The sequence below is a fragment of the Pseudomonas sp. TE21435 genome (assembly GCF_056279265.1).
This window is the reverse complement of the sequence record NZ_JBWBQZ010000001.1, coordinates 2,765,092-2,781,025: the sequence shown is the minus strand read 5'-3', so window position 1 is coordinate 2,781,025 and position 15,934 is coordinate 2,765,092. Positions and strand designations below refer to the sequence as shown.

Below are 15,934 nucleotides of genomic sequence, written 5' to 3'. Positions count from 1 at the left end.
GCTGAATGAAAACAATTTTATAACGTTTGCGCCGTGACACTTGTCAAGGCGCGGAGTCTAATGGACACCTGTCTTATGGAGATTGTCCCATGCGTAAATCCGCTTTGCTGCTGGCCAGCTTCACCACCGTGTCGCTGCTGCTGGGCGGCTGCCAATCGTCGCTGACCGGCGACAGCTACTCCCGTGATGAGGCCCGTCGCGTGCAGACCGTGCGCATGGGTACCATCGAATCCCTGCGTCCGGTGAAGATCGAAGGCACCAAGACGCCAATCGGTGGCGGCGCTGGCGCCATTGTCGGTGGTGTCGCCGGCAGTGCCGTCGGTGGTGGCCGTGGCAGTATCGTTGCCGCAGTCATCGGTGCCGTGGCCGGTGGCCTGGCGGGCTCCGCCGCTGAAGAAGGCCTGACCCGTACTCAGGGTGTCGAAATCACCGTGCGTGAAGACGACGGCAGCATGCGTGCCTACGTGCAGCAAGTGCAGCAGAACGAGATCTTCCGTGTGGGTGAGCGTGTTCGCATCATGACTGTCGACGGCACCAGCCGCGTCACTCACTGACAGCACGCTTGAAAAGAAAACCCCGACCGGCTTGGCCGTGTCGGGGTTTCTTTTTGTCTGCAAAAGGCGATCGGGTTAGTCGTTCAGCCCGAGGATATCCCTTGCCACCGCTTCGGCGATGCGGATCCCGTCGACACCGGCAGACAGGATGCCACCGGCGTAGCCTGCGCCTTCACCTGCCGGGAACAGACCCTTGAGGTTGAGGCTCTGGAAGCTGGCGTCACGCGTGATGCGCAGTGGCGACGAGGTGCGGGTTTCGATGCCGGTCAGCACCGCGTCGTGCAGGTTGTAGCCCTTGATCTGGCGGTCGAAGGCCGGCAGCGCTTCACGGATCGCCTCGATGGCGAAGTCCGGCAGGCTCGGTGCCAGGTCGCCCAGGGTCACGCCCGGTTTGTAGGAGGGCTCGACGCTGCCCAGCGCTGTGGATGGGCGCCCGGCGACGAAGTCACCAACCAGCTGCGCCGGTGCCTGGTAGTTGCTGCCGCCCATCACGTAGGCATGGGCTTCCAGGCGCTCCTGCAGCTCGATACCGGCCAGCGGGCCACCTGGATAGTCGCGCTCGGGGTCGATACCGACGACGATGCCGGAGTTGGCGTTACGTTCATTGCGCGAGTATTGGCTCATGCCATTGGTGACCACGCGGCCAGGTTCGCTGGTGGCGGCAACCACGGTACCGCCCGGGCACATGCAGAAGCTGTAGACCGAACGACCGTTCTTGGCGTGGTGCACCAGCTTGTAGTCGGCGGCGCCGAGTTTCGGGTGGCCGGCGTATTTGCCCAGGCGCGCCTTGTCGATCAGCGACTGCGGGTGCTCGATACGGAAGCCGACCGAGAACGGCTTGGCCTCCATGAACACACCCTTGGCGTGGAGCATGCGGAAGGTGTCGCGGGCGCTGTGCCCCAGGGCCAGTACCACATGGCGCGAGTGCAGCTGTTCACCGCTCTGCAGCACCACGCCCGTGAGCTGCTCGCCATCCACCAGCAGGTCGGTGACCTTCTGCTCGAAGCGCACCTCACCGCCCAGGGTGATGATTTCCTCGCGCATCTTCTCGACCATGCTGGTCAAGCGGAAGGTGCCGATATGCGGCTTGTTGATGTAGAGGATCTCGTCGGGCGCACCGGCCTTGACGAACTCTTCCAGCACCTTGCGACCGTGGTGATTCGGGTCCTTGATCTGGCTGTACAGCTTGCCGTCGGAGAAGGTGCCGGCGCCGCCTTCGCCGAACTGTACGTTGGATTCGGGGTTGAGCACGCTCTTGCGCCACAGGCCCCAGGTGTCCTTGGTACGCTGGCGCACCTCTTTACCGCGCTCGAGCACGATCGGCTTGAAGCCCATCTGCGCCAGCAGCAGCCCGGCGAAGATGCCGCAGGGGCCGAAGCCGACCACGACCGGGCGCGCAGGCAGCTCGGCCGGGGCCTGGCCGACGAACTTGTAGCTGACGTCCGGAGCCACGCCGATCTTGGCGTCGCCTTCGAAGCGGCGCAGCAGTTCGTCTTCGTTGCTGGTTTCAAGGTCGATGGTGTAGATGAACAGCAGCTCGCTGTTCTTCTTGCGCGCATCGTAGCTGCGCTTGAACAGGGTGAAGCCGAGCAGTTGCTCATCGCTGATGCCCAGGCGCTGGACGATGGCGGCGCGCAACTCGTCGTCGGAGTGGTCCAGGGGCAGCTTCAGTTCGGTGATTCGTAGCATGGCAGGGTCCAGTATCCCGGCCATGGGCGGCCGGCGGCTTTACACAAACCGCCAAGTATAAGCTGTTAGCCGCCCCGACTGGCAGGATAAAAGCACCCGGTGATCAGAGGTCGCGTGCGCCGCCGTAGTAGGCGCAGCCTTGCAGGGTCTTGCCGTCGATGCGCAGCTCGGCCTTGAGGTGGCGGATGGCGCCGGTGGCGCCGTCGACGCAGCGCTGTGGTGCGACCCACAGTTCGACACGCTGGCCGTTGGCCTCGCTGGACAGGCTCAGGCCGCCGCCGGGCAGCGCTTCTTCCAGGTAAGGCAATGGCAACGGCTCCTGGCCGATGCGGTTGAGCACCATGCCCTTGCCGCTGGCCTTGATGTCCCAGTCCGGCTCGTGGCCGCCGGCGCGGAGGGTCAACTGCTTGAAGTTGGGGTCTTCGCAGCCACGGTATTCGGAGGTGTCGAGGCGGTACAGGCGGGTCACGTCGAGCTGGCCGTCGCTGCCTGCCTGCTTGCTGCCGGCCATGCGCGCACGGACATCGGCGAACAGCTTGTCACCGGCGTCGTCGGCCAGGGTGGCGGCTTCTTGCAGGATGCCGGTGCCAGCAGCGTCGTTGACGATGAAGCGGCGGCTTTCGTTACAGGGTTTGAACAGCAGATGGCCGCCGGCCGCGCTCAGTTCGCCTTGAAGGCGGGTAGTGCCCAGGTTCGGGTCGACCGGTTTTTCGGCCAGCATCTGGCAGCCTGCGAACAGCGGCAGCAGGGCAGTGAGCAGCAGGGAAGGGGTGAGGCGCATCAGGCGGGCTCCGGTGTTCGGGCAAAAAGTGCCGGTCACGTTACCGAGCCTGCCGGGCCTCTACAAGAGGCACGGCCTCATCGCGGCTGTCTAGTCCTGAAATAGGTTTACACCTGTTCAGGTAGGCCGACAGGCCTCAAAACGCCCGATGCACCGCATCGGGCGTTTTGTTTTTCAGGGCCATATGGGGCCGTTCTGTGTTGTAGATCTGCACTGCCTCATCAACCATCTTCCTCGCCTGTTCAAGATCTTCAGGACACCTCAACAGCAGCTCCGTCTTGAGGATTCCGTTGATGCGCTCCGCCAGCGCGTTCTGATAACAGTCATACCCATCAGTCATGGAGCACTGAACGTCGTGCCGTTGGTGCAGTGACTGGTACAGTGTCGAGCAGTATTGGATGCCTCGATCCGAATGATGGACTAATGGCTGGCGACGGCGTCGCTTTCGTAAGGCCTGCTTGAAGGCTTGCGCCACTGACTCGGCATGCAGGCTTTCATGGACGTGGTGGCCAACAATTTTCCTGGAGTACGCATCCGTTACCAGGCTCAGATACAGCGGGCCGTTACGTGCGGGCAGATAAGTAATGTCGGCAACCCAGATGTGCTCTGGCCTTGTCGGTACGACTTGCCTTGGGCCGGGCTTAAGTAAGTTGGGATGACGGTAGAAGCGATGAAAGCTCTGCGTTGTCTTGTGATACGCCCGCTTAGGCAGCACTAGCAAGCGGCGCTCACCCAAGACCTGGAAAAGCCTGTCTCGGCCGACCTGGACTCGTCTATCAGGCTGGCAGTGCAGCAGATAGTGCAGCTTGCGTGTACCCAGACGAGGCTGGCGCATCCGGATTTGCTGTACGAACTCAACCACTCGATCCGTCTGGCGCTCTTTGTCATCAGCGGCTTGGTTGCGCTTGTAGTATGCCTGTCGACTGATGCCTAGAAACTGACAAGCCCTGGCAATGCTCAGTCCTGCGACTTGACCTTGCGTGAGGACTTGCCGGATCGCTTTTTTACGACCGATACACCGTAGTCATTTTTCAGAACATCAACGACCGTCTCAAAGAACTGAGCCTTCTGACTCATCAGCTCAAGCTGCTGCTCAAGCTCTTTGATTCGCTGCTCTGGAGTGAGCGTTTTGGGGTCAGACATCGCGCAGCTCCTCTCGTCGCGGATCGAGGCCCCCTGGCTCCAATCCTGCCGACCGTGCTTACGCAACCATACCAGAACCGTAGATTTTCCTTGGATGCCGTACCGCTCCCGGGCCTGGGTGCAGGTCAGCTCGCCTTTTTCGATCTGATCGACCACTGCCAATTTAAAAGACAGCGAGTAATCACGCTGTGTGCGCTTTACACCTTGATCCATCTGACTCTCCGGAAATTCGGGATGGGAGGTGTAAACCTTATTTAGGACGGGACAGGCGCAAGAAAAAAGGGCCCGAAGGCCCTTTGATCATTCAACCCCCGAGGTACGCATCGCGTACCTTCGGGTCGGTCAGCAATGCTTCACCGGTACCCTGCATCACCACCTTGCCGTTCTCCAGCACATACGCCCGATCGGCGACCTTCAGTGCCTGGTTGGCGTTCTGCTCCACCAGGAACACGGTCACGCCATCGCGGCGCAGCTGTTCGATGATGTCGAAGATCTGCTGGATGATGATCGGCGCAAGGCCCAGCGATGGTTCGTCCAGCAACAGCAGCTTGGGCTTGCTCATCAGTGCCCGGCCGATGGCCAGCATTTGCTGCTCGCCACCGGACATGGTGCCGCCACGCTGGATGTAACGCTCCTTCAGGCGCGGGAACAACTGCAGGACCTTGTCCAACTGCTCCTGGTAGTCGCCCTTGTTGGTGAAGAAGCCACCCATGGCCAGGTTTTCCTCGACGGTCAGGCGGGCGAACACACGGCGGCCTTCCGGCACCACCGCGATGCTCTTGCGCATGATGTGCGAGGACGGCTGGCCGACCAGTTCCTCGCCCAGGTACTTGATGCTGCCGCTGCTCGCCTGGGGTGAGCCGCACAAGGTCATCAGCAAGGTGGACTTGCCGGCGCCGTTGGCGCCGATCAGGGTGACGATCTCGCCCTGGTTGATCTCGACGTTGACGCTGTGCAGCGCCTGGATCTTGCCGTAGAAGGTGGAAACGTTCTCGAACTTCAGCATTTACGCCTCCCCCAGGTAGGCCTTGATCACATCAGGGTTGCCGCGAATCTCTTCCGGCGTACCGTCGGCCAGGGGCGTGCCCTGGTTGATCACCACGATGTGGTCGGAAATGCTCATCACCAGCTTCATGTCGTGCTCGATCAGCAGCACGGTCACGTTGTGCGATTCGCGCAGGTAGGCGATGAGGGCCTTGAGGTCCTCGGTCTCCTTGGGGTTCAGGCCGGCGGCCGGTTCGTCGAGCATGATGATTCGCGGTTGGGTCATCATGCAGCGGGCGATTTCCAGGCGCCGTTGCTGGCCGTAGGCCAGGGTGCCGGCGGTACGGTTGGCGAACTCGGTCAGGTTGACCTTCTCCAACCAGTACTGGGCACGCTCCATGGCCTCTTTTTCGCTGCGGCGGAAGCTCGGGGTCTTGAACAGACCGGCGAAAAAGTTGGTGTTGAGGTGGCGGTGCTGGGCAATCAGCAGGTTTTCCAGCGCGGTCATTTCCTTGAACAGGCGCACGTTCTGGAAGGTTCGCACCACGCCCTTGCGGGCGATCTGATGGCCGGCCAGGCCCTGGATCGGCTGGCCGTCGAGCAGGATGGTGCCGCCGCTGGGCTTGTAGAAGCCGGTCAGGCAGTTGAACACGGTGGTCTTGCCAGCGCCGTTCGGGCCGATCAGTGCCACCACTTGTTTTTCCTTGACGGTCAGGGCCACGCCGTTGACCGCCAACAAGCCGCCAAAGCGCATGCTCAGGCCGCTGACTTGCAGAATTTCGCGGCTCATCGAGGCAGCTCCATGTGCGGACGTTGCATGGGCAGCAGGCCCTGCGGACGCCAGATCATCATCAACACCATCAGCGCACCGAACATCAGCATCCGGTATTCGCTGAACTCACGCATCATCTCCGGCAGCAGGATCATCACAATGGCCGCGAGAATCACGCCCAACTGCGAACCCATGCCCCCCAGCACGACGATGGCGAGGATGATCGCCGACTCGATGAAGGTGAACGACTCCGGTGTCACCAGGCCCTGGCGGGCGGCGAAGAAGCTGCCGGCGAAACCGGCGAAGCAGGCACCCAGGGTAAACGCCGAGAGCTTGATCACGGTAGGGTTCAGGCCCAGCGCGCGGCAGGCGATCTCGTCTTCACGTAGCGCTTCCCAGGCACGGCCGATCGGCATGCGCAGCAGGCGGTTGATCACGAACAGCGCCAGCAGGGCCAGCAGCAGGGCGACCAGGTAGAGGAAGATGACCTTGTTGATCGAGTTGTATTCCAGCCCGAAGAACTCGTGGAAGGTCTGCATCCCCTCGGCGGCGCGGCGCTCGAAGGTCAGGCCGAAGAACTCCGGCTTGGGGATGTTGCTGATGCCGTTGGGGCCGCCGGTCCAGTCGGTGAGGTTACGCAGGAACAGGCGGATGATCTCGCCGAAGCCCAGGGTCACGATCGCCAGGTAGTCGCCGCGCAGGCGCAGCACCGGGAAGCCGAGCAGGAAGCCGAAGGTGGCGGCCATCAGGCCGGCGATCGGCAGGCAGACCCAGAAGCTCCAGCCCAGGTAGTGGGAGAGCATGGCGTAGCTGTAGGCGCCGACGGCGTAGAAGCCGACGTAACCCAGGTCGAGCAGGCCCGCCAGGCCGACCACGATGTTCAGGCCCAGGCCCAGCAACACGTAGATCAGGATCAGCGTGGCGATGTCGACCGCGCCGCGGGAGCCGAAGAACGGCCAGATCAGGGCGACGACGATCAGGCCCATGATCACCCAGCGCTGGGTTTTCGGCAGGGTCAGGAAGTTGCTCACCGACGACGGTACCAGTTTGCGGTCGGAGCGGCGGCCCATCACCGAGCTCCACTGCTTGTCGAACAGCACGCGCAGGAACATCAGCACCGAGCACGCGGCGATGATGCCGATGGTGAACGAACCCTGGCTATGCACCACCAGGCTGATGCCATCGATGCTGAGTTTCAGGCCCAGCACCGGGAAGGCCACGGCCCAGACCAGCAAGGCGCTGAAGAACGCCTGTTTGAGATTTCTGTTCATACTTTTTCAACCTCCGGGCGGCCCAGGATGCCGGTCGGCCGGAACAGCAGGACAAGAACCAAAAGACCGAATGCCACCACGTCCTTGTACTGGTCGCCGAAGATGTCGGCGCCGAACGCTTCGGCCACGCCCAGCACCAGCCCGCCGAGCATGGCGCCCGGGATGCTGCCGATGCCGCCCAGTACCGCCGCGGTGAAGGCCTTCAGGCCCACCAGGAAACCGGCGTTGGGGTTGATCACCCCGTACTGCATGCTCAGCAGCACGGCCGCCACCGCCGCCAGCGCGGCACCGATGACGAAGGTCAGGGCGATGATGTTGTTGGTGTTGATGCCCAGCAGGTTGGCCATCTTGATGTCCTCGGCGCAGGCGCGGCAGGCGCGCCCCAGGCGGGAACGGGAGATGAACAGGGTCAGGCAGGTCATGGCGACGAGGGTTACCACGAACACCAGGATCTGCATGTACGAGACCAGCACTTCCTCAGCGCCCCCCGGGCCGAACGAGAAGCTGCCGGGGATCAGGTTGGGGATGGACTTGTCTTTCGAGTCCTGTGACAGCAGGACGGTGTTCTGCAGGAAGATCGACATGCCGATGGCGGAGATCAGCGGGATCAGCCGGTTGCTGTTGCGCAGCGGCCGGTAGGCGACCCGTTCGATGCTGTAGCCGTAGGCACTGGTGACGCAGATCGTGGCGACGAAGGCCACGGTCATCAGGATCGGCAACGAGTGGATGCCCATCATGGCCAGCCCGGCGAGGGCGATGAAGGCCACGTAGGAACCGATCATGTACACCTCGCCGTGGGCGAAGTTGATCATGCCGATGATGCCGTACACCATCGTGTAACCGATGGCGATCAGCGCGTAGGTACTGCCGATGGTCAATCCGTTAACCAGTTGTTGTAGGAAATGGTAGATCTCAGGCATTACAGCGCTCCTAAAAACCTGATTTGCATTTCTCTGGCGGGGGATGACCCCGGCCCCTTGTTCTCGTGGTCTTCGCCACGTGATCTTTTTGCGGGCACGGCCAGGAAACCGCGGGTGACGGTTTTAAGATTTTCAGGTGAACCGGCTCCCGGATCACGGGAATCAGGCTCATGAACCTCGTAAAACAAAGCCCACTGCTCGCACAGTGGGCTTCTCGGTCAGCTATTAGTCACGCAGTTACTGAGGGGAGACTTCGGTCTTCGGCTTGCCGAAGTGCCATTCGTAGACCACGAACTTGAAGTCTTTCAGGTCGCCTTTGGCGTCGTAGGACAGTTCGCCGGTCGGAGTCTTGAAGGTGCCGGCGTGGATGGCTTCTGCCACCTTGGCGGTGTCTTCGGACTTGGCGGCCTTGATGCCCTGGGCGATCAGTTCGACAGCCGAGTAGGCCGGGAACACGAACGGACCGCTTGGGTCCTTGCCGTCGGCCTTGATGGCGTCGACGATGGCCTTGTTCTCAGGTGCTGCGTCGAACGACTTGGGCAGGGTCACCAGCAGGCCTTCGGAGGCGCCTTGGGCGATCTGCGAGATGGAGTCGTTACCCACGCCTTCCGGGCCCATGAACTTGGCTTTCAGGCCTTTCTCTTGTGCCTGGCGCAGGATCAGGCCCAGCTCCGGGTGGTAGCCGCCGTAGTAGACGAAGTCGACGTTGTTCTGCTTGAGTTTCTGGATGATCGAGGAGAAGTCCTTGTCACCGGCGTTCAGGCCTTCGAAGACGGCGACCTTGGTGCCTTTGCCTTCCAGGGTGGTCTTGACCGCGGTGGCGATGCCTTCGCCGTACTGCTGCTTGTCGTGCAGCACCGCAACGACCTTCGGCTTGACGTGGTCGGCGATGTAGTTGCCGGCGGCCGGGCCCTGGGCGCTGTCCAGGCCGATGGTGCGGAAGATCAGCTTGTAGCCACGGGCGGTGATTTCCGGGGAGGTGGCGGCAGGGGTGATCATGATCACGCCTTCGTCCTCGTAGATGTCGGACGCAGGCTGGGTGGAGCTGGAGCACAGGTGGCCGATCACGTACTTGACGCCATCGTTGACCACTTTGTTGGCGACGGCCACGGCCTGTTTAGGGTCGCACGCGTCGTCGTATTCCTTGGCTTCGAGCATCTTGCCATCGACGCCGCCCTTGGCGTTGATGTCCTTGATGGCCTGTTTGGCGCCAACGAACTGCATGTCGCCGTACTGGGTCACCGGCCCGGTCTTGGGACCGGCGATGCCGATCTTGATGGTGTCGGCGGCAAACGAATGGCTGGCGACTCCGGCCAGAACCATCGCGGCAAACAGCTTGGAAATCTTGATCATAGTGCTCCACTCATTCTGTTGTAATTCTTATAGTCCTGAGGCCAGGGCTACAGACCGGGCGGGATTCGCGGCCTGGCTACGCCAATGCCGTAAGCCCACCTTCCCCCGGAACATGTCCCGGAACTGTACCGGTACAGTGTAGAGCGCTGTCCGAGCGCTTGAAAAGCGGGCGAAAAGCGTCTGTCTCAAGGGGTGTCGCGTGATCGACATAAAGATACAGAAAAGCGCCATCACTTTGCCTGTATTCCCGGCCCGCCCCCACAAGTTCGGGCCTGATCGACCAAATTACGTATTTGAAACCGGGTTTTTCTGCAAAAATGCCGGCCTTTTTGTTGGCCGATCTTTGCGCAGGTAAACCCATGACTGATCAAGTAAGCACCCTCTATGCCAAACTGCTCGGCGAGACTGCCGTCATCGAGTGGAAAGCCCTGGAGCGTTTCTGGGCCAAGGGTGACCTGATTTGGGTCGACCCCAGCCTCGACCTGATCGCTGTTGCCGAGGCGATGGCCGAGAATCGCGGCGAGATCTTCGCCAAGTGGCGCAATGATGGCACTGTCGGGCCGGTCTCTGCCGAGCAGGCGCTCGACCTGCAAACCCGCGATCCAGAGATCTGGGCGGTGGTGGTTTCGCCGTTCATCGTGATCCAGGCGAAGAAAGCGGAATAAGCGCGGGCTTTTTTAGTGCGTGAAAACGCGCAAACGCTCCGCAATGGTGCGCATTGACGCTCACGTAAGGTGGAAGTTGGTAACAGTGGCGGGGTGATTCGGCGGGGCGGTAACAGTTTACGGGATGCGTAAATGGGGCCGCTTTGCGGCCCCCACTGGATCAGTAATCCACGCGCCCGGTATGGCTGTTCAGCGAAATCACCCGGGTCTTGCCGATGCGGTGCCTGAAGATCTCGCGCAGGTACTTCACCGCCTTCTTCACGCACTCGCGCGACAGGCGGATGTCGTTGATCGAGACGAAACGGCTCTTGTCGTTGATCAGCTCGCGGTACTTCTTCTCGTACATCGGCTTGATCGCGTACCAGTTGGTGTCGAGGATCTTCGCCGGGTTCTCGAACTCGTTGAGCAGGTCGTCGATGCTGTCTTCATCGAAGTGCTCGCTGGTGATGAACTCGAGGATCGCATTGTCCATGGTGTCGTCGAAACGGTACGGGTTGCGCGCGAAGCAACGCTTGATGAACGCCACGATCAGCGTGAGGAAATCGTCCGACAGGCACGGGCTCTTGGCGATCAGGGTGGTCAGCGACAGGTTGGCCGAGGCGCCGATCACCAGCGCATAGCGCTTGAGCGTGGTGTTGGGGAACAGGCTGTTGAGGTGGGTCTTGAGCCGGTTCAGGTCCATGTACGACAGTTTGTAATCCTTGGGCAGCGACACGATCGACACCACCGACGAGCAGTTCTTGAAGAAATGCAGGTCGTGCAGCGCCGCGGCGTCGTAGCCCGAGGCCTGGTACTGCTCCAGCGCGGCGCGGTAGCGACGCGACTCGATCGGCAGCAGGCTGATGCCTTCGATGGCCTGGGTCTGCTTGTTGAAGTGCGGCAGGTCGATGGAGCGGAAGAACAGGTCGTCGATGTCCAGGCGCGGCTGCTCGCGCTCGAACACCTTGAACTTGTCCGACCCTGCCGGCGGCACTTCCGGCACCACCGACTCGGCATAGGCGATGGCCACGGGGCCAGCCAGGCTCATGAACAGGTCGTTGGCGTCCAGGCGGATGGTCTCGCCAATGTCGATGCCGGCGCGGCGGAAGTAGTTCTGGTCGTAGTCGGTGGTCACCGCCTGGGCGGTGAGGATGTTGAAGATCTGCTGGGAGATGTACTGGTTGGCGTGCTTCTCCATGGCATTGACGTCGATGTTCTGGATCGTGCCGTCGTCGCTCTCCTCGGCGTAGCGCATGATGTCGTTGGAGATCAGCATCATCGCGTTCCACGGGCGGATGCGGCCCATGACGCTGGCTTCGCTGCTGTCTTCATTGTCGAAGTTGTACGAGAAGTCCCATTCCTCCGACAGGTATTTGCACAGCAGGCGCCCGGCGTTGATGTGCAGAGCCTCGGACATTTCGCTGCGGTGATCGGACGCATTGGGCAGCACGCAGATGCCGCTGGTGAAGATCGGCTCGAACACGAACGAATGCCCGCTCTTGCCGTCGTTCTCGTCGGCCGGTTTGGTATCGAATGTCTTGTTCATGTACGAGTACTGCTGGGCCAGGCCGAATTCCGAGGCCATGCCCGAGCCGGTGCCGCCGCCGGCGCTGAAGATGTAGAAGTACAGGCGCGACTGGTTGGCCTTGATGCCGCAGGAGTCGATCAGGTACGAGTGGATCAGCTTCCAGTCGGCGCTGGAGAAGCGCTGGGTGTCCTTGTTGAGGATGATCTTGGCCAGGTACTGGCCGAGGATCGGCGCGTTGCCGGCGCCACCGGCATGCACCTCGGACAGGTCCATGATCTTCATCTTGCTGTAGTCGCGCAAAAAGCCGCCGCGCTCGCCCTTGCGCGAGAAGCGGATGCGCCCGGCGATGTCCTTGTCCAGGTCGCCGAGCATCACCAGCGGCTCGACCAGGAACACCGGCTTGGCCGCCTTGTTCTGTACCAGGCGCAGGTTCTGGCGGATCCAGCGCGCCGGGCTGTAGCCCGCTTCGCCTTTGAAACGGTCCTCGTTGTTGTACTCATTGAGGAAGAAGGTGCGGGCGTTGTACACCAGTTCCGCCACGTCCAGGGCGATGTTCGAGCCGCAGCGGCCCAGGCCGATCAGGCACACCGACGGGAACTGCTGCTCCAGACGCAACTGGTCCTCGTCCTCGACATGCAGGTTGGGCGGAAACACCAGATCGCGCAGGCCGTCGAGGTTGTCGAGGATGCGTTGGATGTCCTGTTCGGTGAAGTACAGGTACTGTTGCGCCGGCATGCTGCGCGCCGCGGGCAGGTCTCGAGCACTGCCGGCAGTCAGCGAGGTGGTGCTGAGGGAGGGCTCGGGAGCCGCATTGGCAGAAGTGATCGTAGAGGTCATAGTGCGCCATTTGCCTGGAGTGGTTGGCTTCCCGGTGATGCATATCATCTAGCCATCACGGAGAAATTTCGCGACTTTATCAGTGCGTCTTTTTCTTATGCGATAGGGGGTTTCCTTAGTCGTTCTAAGGTTTTTCCCTTCTCACCCGCATTGCATCGTCCGTTTGTCACGCTTCTTTAATCTGGAGTTGCTCATGAGTACTGCATTGCCTTCGTTGGGGTTTGCCGGGATCGGCCTGATGGGCCTGCCGATGTGCCGTCGCCTGCTGGCCGCGGGGTATCCGCTGACCGTGTGGAACCGCAGCCCGGACAAATGCGCCGAACTGGTTGCCGCCGGCGCCCAGCTGGCCGGTAGCCCTGCCGAGCTGTGCCAGGCGGCGGACATGGTGCTGCTGTGCCTGGCCGACACGGCGGTGGTGCGCGAAGTGGTGTTCGGTGAGCAGGGCATCGCCCGTGGCGGGCGCAGCGGTCAGCTGCTGGTGGACTTCTCCAGCCTCGAGCCGACCGCCACCCGCGAGATGGCGGCGGAGCTGGCGGCCCTGTGCGGCATGGCCTGGCTCGATGCCCCCGTGTCCGGCGGCACGCCGGGGGCCGAGGCCGGCACCCTGGCGATCATGGTCGGGGGCGAGGCGAGCGATCTGCAGCGGGCGCGGCCGGTGCTGTTGACCCTGGGCCAAAGGGTGACGCACATGGGCGCGGTGGGGGCCGGCCAGGTGACCAAGGCGTGCAACCAGATGATCGTGGCCTGCAACGCGCTGGTGATTGCCGAGGTGGTGGCGCTGGCCGAGCAGTCAGGGGTCGATGCGCGGCTGATCGCCGAAGCGCTGGCCGGCGGGTTTGCCGACTCGAAACCCTTGCAGATCCTCGCCCCGCAAATGGCCGAAAGCCGCTTCGAGCCGGTCAAGTGGCACGTGCGCACCTTGCTCAAGGACCTCGACAGCGCGGTGAAATTCTCCCGCGAGCAGGGCTCGGCGACGCCGCTCAGTGGCCTCGCCGCGCAACTGATGCGCCTGCACGGTAACCAGGGTTATCTGCAAAAAGATCCGGCGACCCTGGTAGCGCTGTATCGCAGCAAGGACTGAGCTCGCCCGGCTGGCGGTCGAGCCGTTCGAGGATCGGCCGCAACTCGGCCAGTGGCACCGGCCGGCTGAGCAGGTAGCCCTGGAGGTAGTCGCAGCCGTGGCTGGCGAGGAATTCGTGCTGCTCGACAGTCTCGACGCCCTCGGTGACCACTTTCAGATGCAGGGTATGGGCCATGATGATGATCGCCTGGACGATCTCGCGGTCTTTCTGGCTGCCGGGCACGTCCTGGATGAACGAGCGGTCGATCTTCAGCACGTCCAGCGGCAGGCGCTTGAGGTAGGCCAGCGATGAATAGCCGGTGCCGAAATCATCGATCGACAACGCCACACCCTGGGCACGGATGCGCTTGAGCAGGCTGATGGTGTGGTGGATGTCACCCATCAGGGCGTTTTCGGTGACCTCCAGCTCCAGCTGGCGCGGCGCCAGGCCGGCCTGGAACAAGGCCATTTCCACCTCGGTGGCCAGCTCCTCGCGGCCAAGGGTGAGGGCCGAGCAGTTCACCGTGACCTTGAGATCGCCATAGCCATGACGATTGAGCTGGGCCAGGTCCTCACAGGCCCGGCGCAGCACCCACAGGTCCAGCTCGGCGATCAGGCCGTTGGCTTCGGCAATACAGATGAAACGGTCGGGGCTGAGCAGGCCATGCTGTGGGTGTTGCCAGCGCACCAGCGCCTCGAGCTTGGCCACCTGGCCGCTGCGCAGGTCGAAGATCGGTTGGTAGTGCACGCACAGGCCACGCTCTTCGAACAGCGCCACGCGCAGTTCTTCTTCCAGTTGCAGCTCCAGGGTGGCGCGGGTCTTCAGGCCGTTGTTGAAGAAGTTCAGGCTGTTGCGCCCGCAGCCTTTGGACTGGTAAAGCGCCAGGTCGGCGTTCTTCAGCAACTCCTCGGTGCTCTGGCCGTCGTCGGGGAAGATGCTGATGCCGATGCTGGTGGTCATCACCATGCGCCGGCCGGCCAGATCGATCGGCTCCTTCATGCGCTGCATGATGCGCTGGGCCAGGTGGCGTGCCTCGTCACGACTGTTGAGGCTGGTAACGATGCAGAACTCGTCGCCGCCGAAGCGGGCCACCAGGTCCTGGCCACGGGTGGCGGCCTTGATGTGATCGGCGATCACCTTGAGCAACTCGTCGCCGGCGGCATGCCCGAGGCTGTCGTTGATCCGCTTGAAGTGGTCGATGTCGAGGAACATCACCGCCAGCATACCGTCATGGGCAGCCTGCTCGGCCAGGCGCTCGGCGAAGACCTGGTTGAAGCCGCGGCGGTTGACCAGGTTGGTCAGGGCGTCGTAGTGGGCGGCCTGCTGCAGCGAGGCGCGGGCCTGGTCGAGCTGGCTGAGCAGTACATTGACGCGGCGCAGGTCGTGCTCCTTGCTCTGCAGCTTCTTGTCGGCCAGCGCCGCGCTGATGCTGCCAGCGCTGATCAGCAGGGTGATGACGGCAATGGTCAGCGCCAGTTGCAGGCTGTTGTCGGCCGAAGGCAGTCGCAGCGCGGTCTCGCTGGGGATCACCAGGGTCATCGCCGCCATGCCGGTAAAATGGGTCAGGACGATACCTGCGGCCATCAGTAGGCTGGCGCCGTACTTGAGCAGCAGGTGCAGGGTGCCGCTGCCCTTGTTGAAATAGCGTGCCATCAGCAGCGCCACCAGGCTGGCGAGCACGGCGATGCCGACGGAGGCAAGCAGCAGGCCGGTCTGGTAGTACTGCAGGGCGCTGGTCTGCAGGGCGGCCATGCCGGTGTAGTGCATGACACTGATGCCCAGGCCGATGAACAGCGCGGTCTGCAGGTAATGGCGCAGGCGCATCTGGCTGCGGTTGAGGCTGTTCATCGCCAGCCAGGCGGCCAACAGCGCCACCAGCAGCGACAGGCCGGTCAGTGGGGCATCGAAGTGGATTTCCAGGGGCGCCTGAAAGGCCAGCATGCTGATGAAATGCATGGCCCAGATGCCCCCGGCCAGGCAGCAGGCACCGAGCACGCGCCATTGCCGGCGGGCGAAGCGGTCTTCGCATTGGCTCTGGCGTTCGCTCATGTCCAGAGTGGCGAAACAGGCGGCGCTCGCCACGATGAAGGCAAGCAGCACCAGGAAGGGGTTGTGTCGGCAGTCGAGGATGATCTGTCCGGTCGCCGGCAGCTCAGCGAACAATTGCAGTCCCAGCCACTCCATTGCAGGCCTCTTCGTCGAGTCTTCACTCGTCCCCAAAAAGCACGGATGGAGACTGTTCCTGCTGGAGTATAGGAACCTGTACCTAAGCCTTCCTGATTAATGGCAATTTGATTTCTACCATTTGGATATGAAGGCAATAGCCAGATGGTCTAAATGGATGGCTTGCAGGACGAAACGAGCGCGGGGCAAGCCCGCTCCCACCAATCCCGAGCC

General features: G+C 62.3%; 13 protein-coding genes. 3 read left to right on the top strand and 10 right to left on the bottom strand.

Going from position 1 to position 15,934, the window contains the following annotated elements:
• Window positions 1–89 precede the first annotated feature (89 nt).
• The gene (locus tag ACZ9C1_RS12530; protein WP_023632818.1) at window positions 90–554 is read left to right on the top strand and encodes an outer membrane lipoprotein; all 465 of its coding nucleotides are present in this window, start codon (window positions 90–92) and stop codon (window positions 552–554) included.
• A gap of 75 nt (window positions 555–629) precedes the next feature.
• Here ACZ9C1_RS12530 and ACZ9C1_RS12525 read toward each other — a convergent pair whose 3' ends face one another.
• The 8 genes from ACZ9C1_RS12525 to ACZ9C1_RS12490 all read right to left on the bottom strand — a co-directional run bounded on the left by ACZ9C1_RS12525 (window position 630) and on the right by ACZ9C1_RS12490 (window position 9,467).
• The gene (locus tag ACZ9C1_RS12525; RefSeq protein WP_139669332.1) at window positions 630–2,243 is read right to left on the bottom strand and encodes an NAD(P)/FAD-dependent oxidoreductase; all 1,614 of its coding nucleotides are present in this window, start codon (window positions 2,241–2,243) and stop codon (window positions 630–632) included.
• 103 nt (window positions 2,244–2,346) lie between these two features.
• A complete protein-coding gene (locus ACZ9C1_RS12520) occupies window positions 2,347–3,024 on the bottom strand; it encodes a COG3650 family protein (protein WP_046854484.1) in 678 nt (225 codons plus the stop codon).
• A gap of 136 nt (window positions 3,025–3,160) precedes the next feature.
• Window positions 3,161–4,380 (bottom strand): IS3 family transposase gene (locus ACZ9C1_RS12515; RefSeq protein WP_476254026.1). Its coding sequence is split into 2 segments (ribosomal slippage): window positions 3,161–4,032 and window positions 4,032–4,380, totalling 1,221 coding nucleotides; the frame shifts between segments, so codons are not numbered across the junction.
• Window positions 4,381–4,471: 91 nt separating this feature from the next.
• Window positions 4,472–5,173 carry an ABC transporter ATP-binding protein gene (locus tag ACZ9C1_RS12510; protein ID WP_102684682.1) on the bottom strand — a complete coding sequence of 234 codons (702 nt, stop codon included), beginning with the start codon at window positions 5,171–5,173 and terminating at the stop codon, window positions 4,472–4,474.
• Window positions 5,174–5,941: a high-affinity branched-chain amino acid ABC transporter ATP-binding protein LivG gene (gene livG, locus ACZ9C1_RS12505; protein ID WP_023631159.1), complete on the bottom strand. Its 768-nt coding sequence runs from the start codon at window positions 5,939–5,941 to the stop codon at window positions 5,174–5,176.
• Window positions 5,938–7,194, bottom strand: coding sequence for a high-affinity branched-chain amino acid ABC transporter permease LivM (locus tag ACZ9C1_RS12500; protein WP_102684683.1), 1,257 nt, complete (start codon window positions 7,192–7,194; stop codon window positions 5,938–5,940). Before ACZ9C1_RS12500 ends, livG begins: the two co-directional genes overlap by 4 nt.
• A complete protein-coding gene (gene livH, locus ACZ9C1_RS12495) occupies window positions 7,191–8,114 on the bottom strand; it encodes a high-affinity branched-chain amino acid ABC transporter permease LivH (RefSeq protein ID WP_046854487.1) in 924 nt (307 codons plus the stop codon). Before livH ends, ACZ9C1_RS12500 begins: the two co-directional genes overlap by 4 nt.
• Window positions 8,115–8,351: 237 nt before the next feature.
• Entirely contained in the window at window positions 8,352–9,467 is a 1,116-nt protein-coding gene (locus ACZ9C1_RS12490) for a branched-chain amino acid ABC transporter substrate-binding protein (RefSeq protein ID WP_476254025.1), read from the bottom strand.
• Window positions 9,468–9,826: 359 nt separating this feature from the next.
• On the opposite strand from ACZ9C1_RS12490, the gene ACZ9C1_RS12485 reads away from it, so the two are divergent.
• Window positions 9,827–10,132: a DUF2288 domain-containing protein gene (locus ACZ9C1_RS12485; RefSeq protein ID WP_046854488.1), complete on the top strand. Its 306-nt coding sequence runs from the start codon at window positions 9,827–9,829 to the stop codon at window positions 10,130–10,132.
• A gap of 160 nt (window positions 10,133–10,292) precedes the next feature.
• On the opposite strand, the gene ACZ9C1_RS12480 is transcribed toward ACZ9C1_RS12485, so the two are convergent.
• A complete protein-coding gene (locus tag ACZ9C1_RS12480) occupies window positions 10,293–12,374 on the bottom strand; it encodes a hypothetical protein (protein ID WP_371918144.1) in 2,082 nt (693 codons plus the stop codon).
• A gap of 295 nt (window positions 12,375–12,669) precedes the next feature.
• Between ACZ9C1_RS12480 and ACZ9C1_RS12475 the strand changes: the two genes are divergently transcribed.
• Window positions 12,670–13,557, top strand: coding sequence for an NAD(P)-dependent oxidoreductase (locus ACZ9C1_RS12475; RefSeq protein ID WP_277501729.1), 888 nt, complete (start codon window positions 12,670–12,672; stop codon window positions 13,555–13,557).
• Here ACZ9C1_RS12475 and ACZ9C1_RS12470 read toward each other — a convergent pair.
• Window positions 13,457–15,721: a putative bifunctional diguanylate cyclase/phosphodiesterase gene (locus tag ACZ9C1_RS12470; RefSeq protein WP_102684687.1), complete on the bottom strand. Its 2,265-nt coding sequence runs from the start codon at window positions 15,719–15,721 to the stop codon at window positions 13,457–13,459. The two genes, ACZ9C1_RS12475 and ACZ9C1_RS12470, sit on opposite strands and share 101 nt — an antisense overlap.
• Between the last annotated feature and the right edge of the window lie 213 nt (window positions 15,722–15,934).

What these genes read in the sequence shown, in the direction of transcription:
- ACZ9C1_RS12500 (WP_102684683.1), bottom strand. Translation starts at nt 7,194, where the DNA reads ATGAACAGAAATCTCAAACAGGCGTTCTTCAGCGCCTTGCTGGTCTGG.
- livH (WP_046854487.1), bottom strand. Translation starts at nt 8,114, where the DNA reads ATGCCTGAGATCTACCATTTCCTACAACAACTGGTTAACGGATTGACC.
- ACZ9C1_RS12530 (WP_023632818.1), top strand. Translation starts at nt 90, where the DNA reads ATGCGTAAATCCGCTTTGCTGCTGGCCAGCTTCACCACCGTGTCGCTG.
- ACZ9C1_RS12510 (WP_102684682.1), bottom strand. Translation starts at nt 5,173, where the DNA reads ATGCTGAAGTTCGAGAACGTTTCCACCTTCTACGGCAAGATCCAGGCG.
- ACZ9C1_RS12525 (WP_139669332.1), bottom strand. Translation starts at nt 2,243, where the DNA reads ATGCTACGAATCACCGAACTGAAGCTGCCCCTGGACCACTCCGACGAC.
- ACZ9C1_RS12520 (WP_046854484.1), bottom strand. Translation starts at nt 3,024, where the DNA reads ATGCGCCTCACCCCTTCCCTGCTGCTCACTGCCCTGCTGCCGCTGTTC.
- ACZ9C1_RS12475 (WP_277501729.1), top strand. Translation starts at nt 12,670, where the DNA reads ATGAGTACTGCATTGCCTTCGTTGGGGTTTGCCGGGATCGGCCTGATG.
- ACZ9C1_RS12490 (WP_476254025.1), bottom strand. Translation starts at nt 9,467, where the DNA reads ATGATCAAGATTTCCAAGCTGTTTGCCGCGATGGTTCTGGCCGGAGTC.
- livG (WP_023631159.1), bottom strand. Translation starts at nt 5,941, where the DNA reads ATGAGCCGCGAAATTCTGCAAGTCAGCGGCCTGAGCATGCGCTTTGGC.
- ACZ9C1_RS12485 (WP_046854488.1), top strand. Translation starts at nt 9,827, where the DNA reads ATGACTGATCAAGTAAGCACCCTCTATGCCAAACTGCTCGGCGAGACT.
- ACZ9C1_RS12480 (WP_371918144.1), bottom strand. Translation starts at nt 12,374, where the DNA reads ATGCCGGCGCAACAGTACCTGTACTTCACCGAACAGGACATCCAACGC.
- ACZ9C1_RS12470 (WP_102684687.1), bottom strand. Translation starts at nt 15,721, where the DNA reads ATGGAGTGGCTGGGACTGCAATTGTTCGCTGAGCTGCCGGCGACCGGA.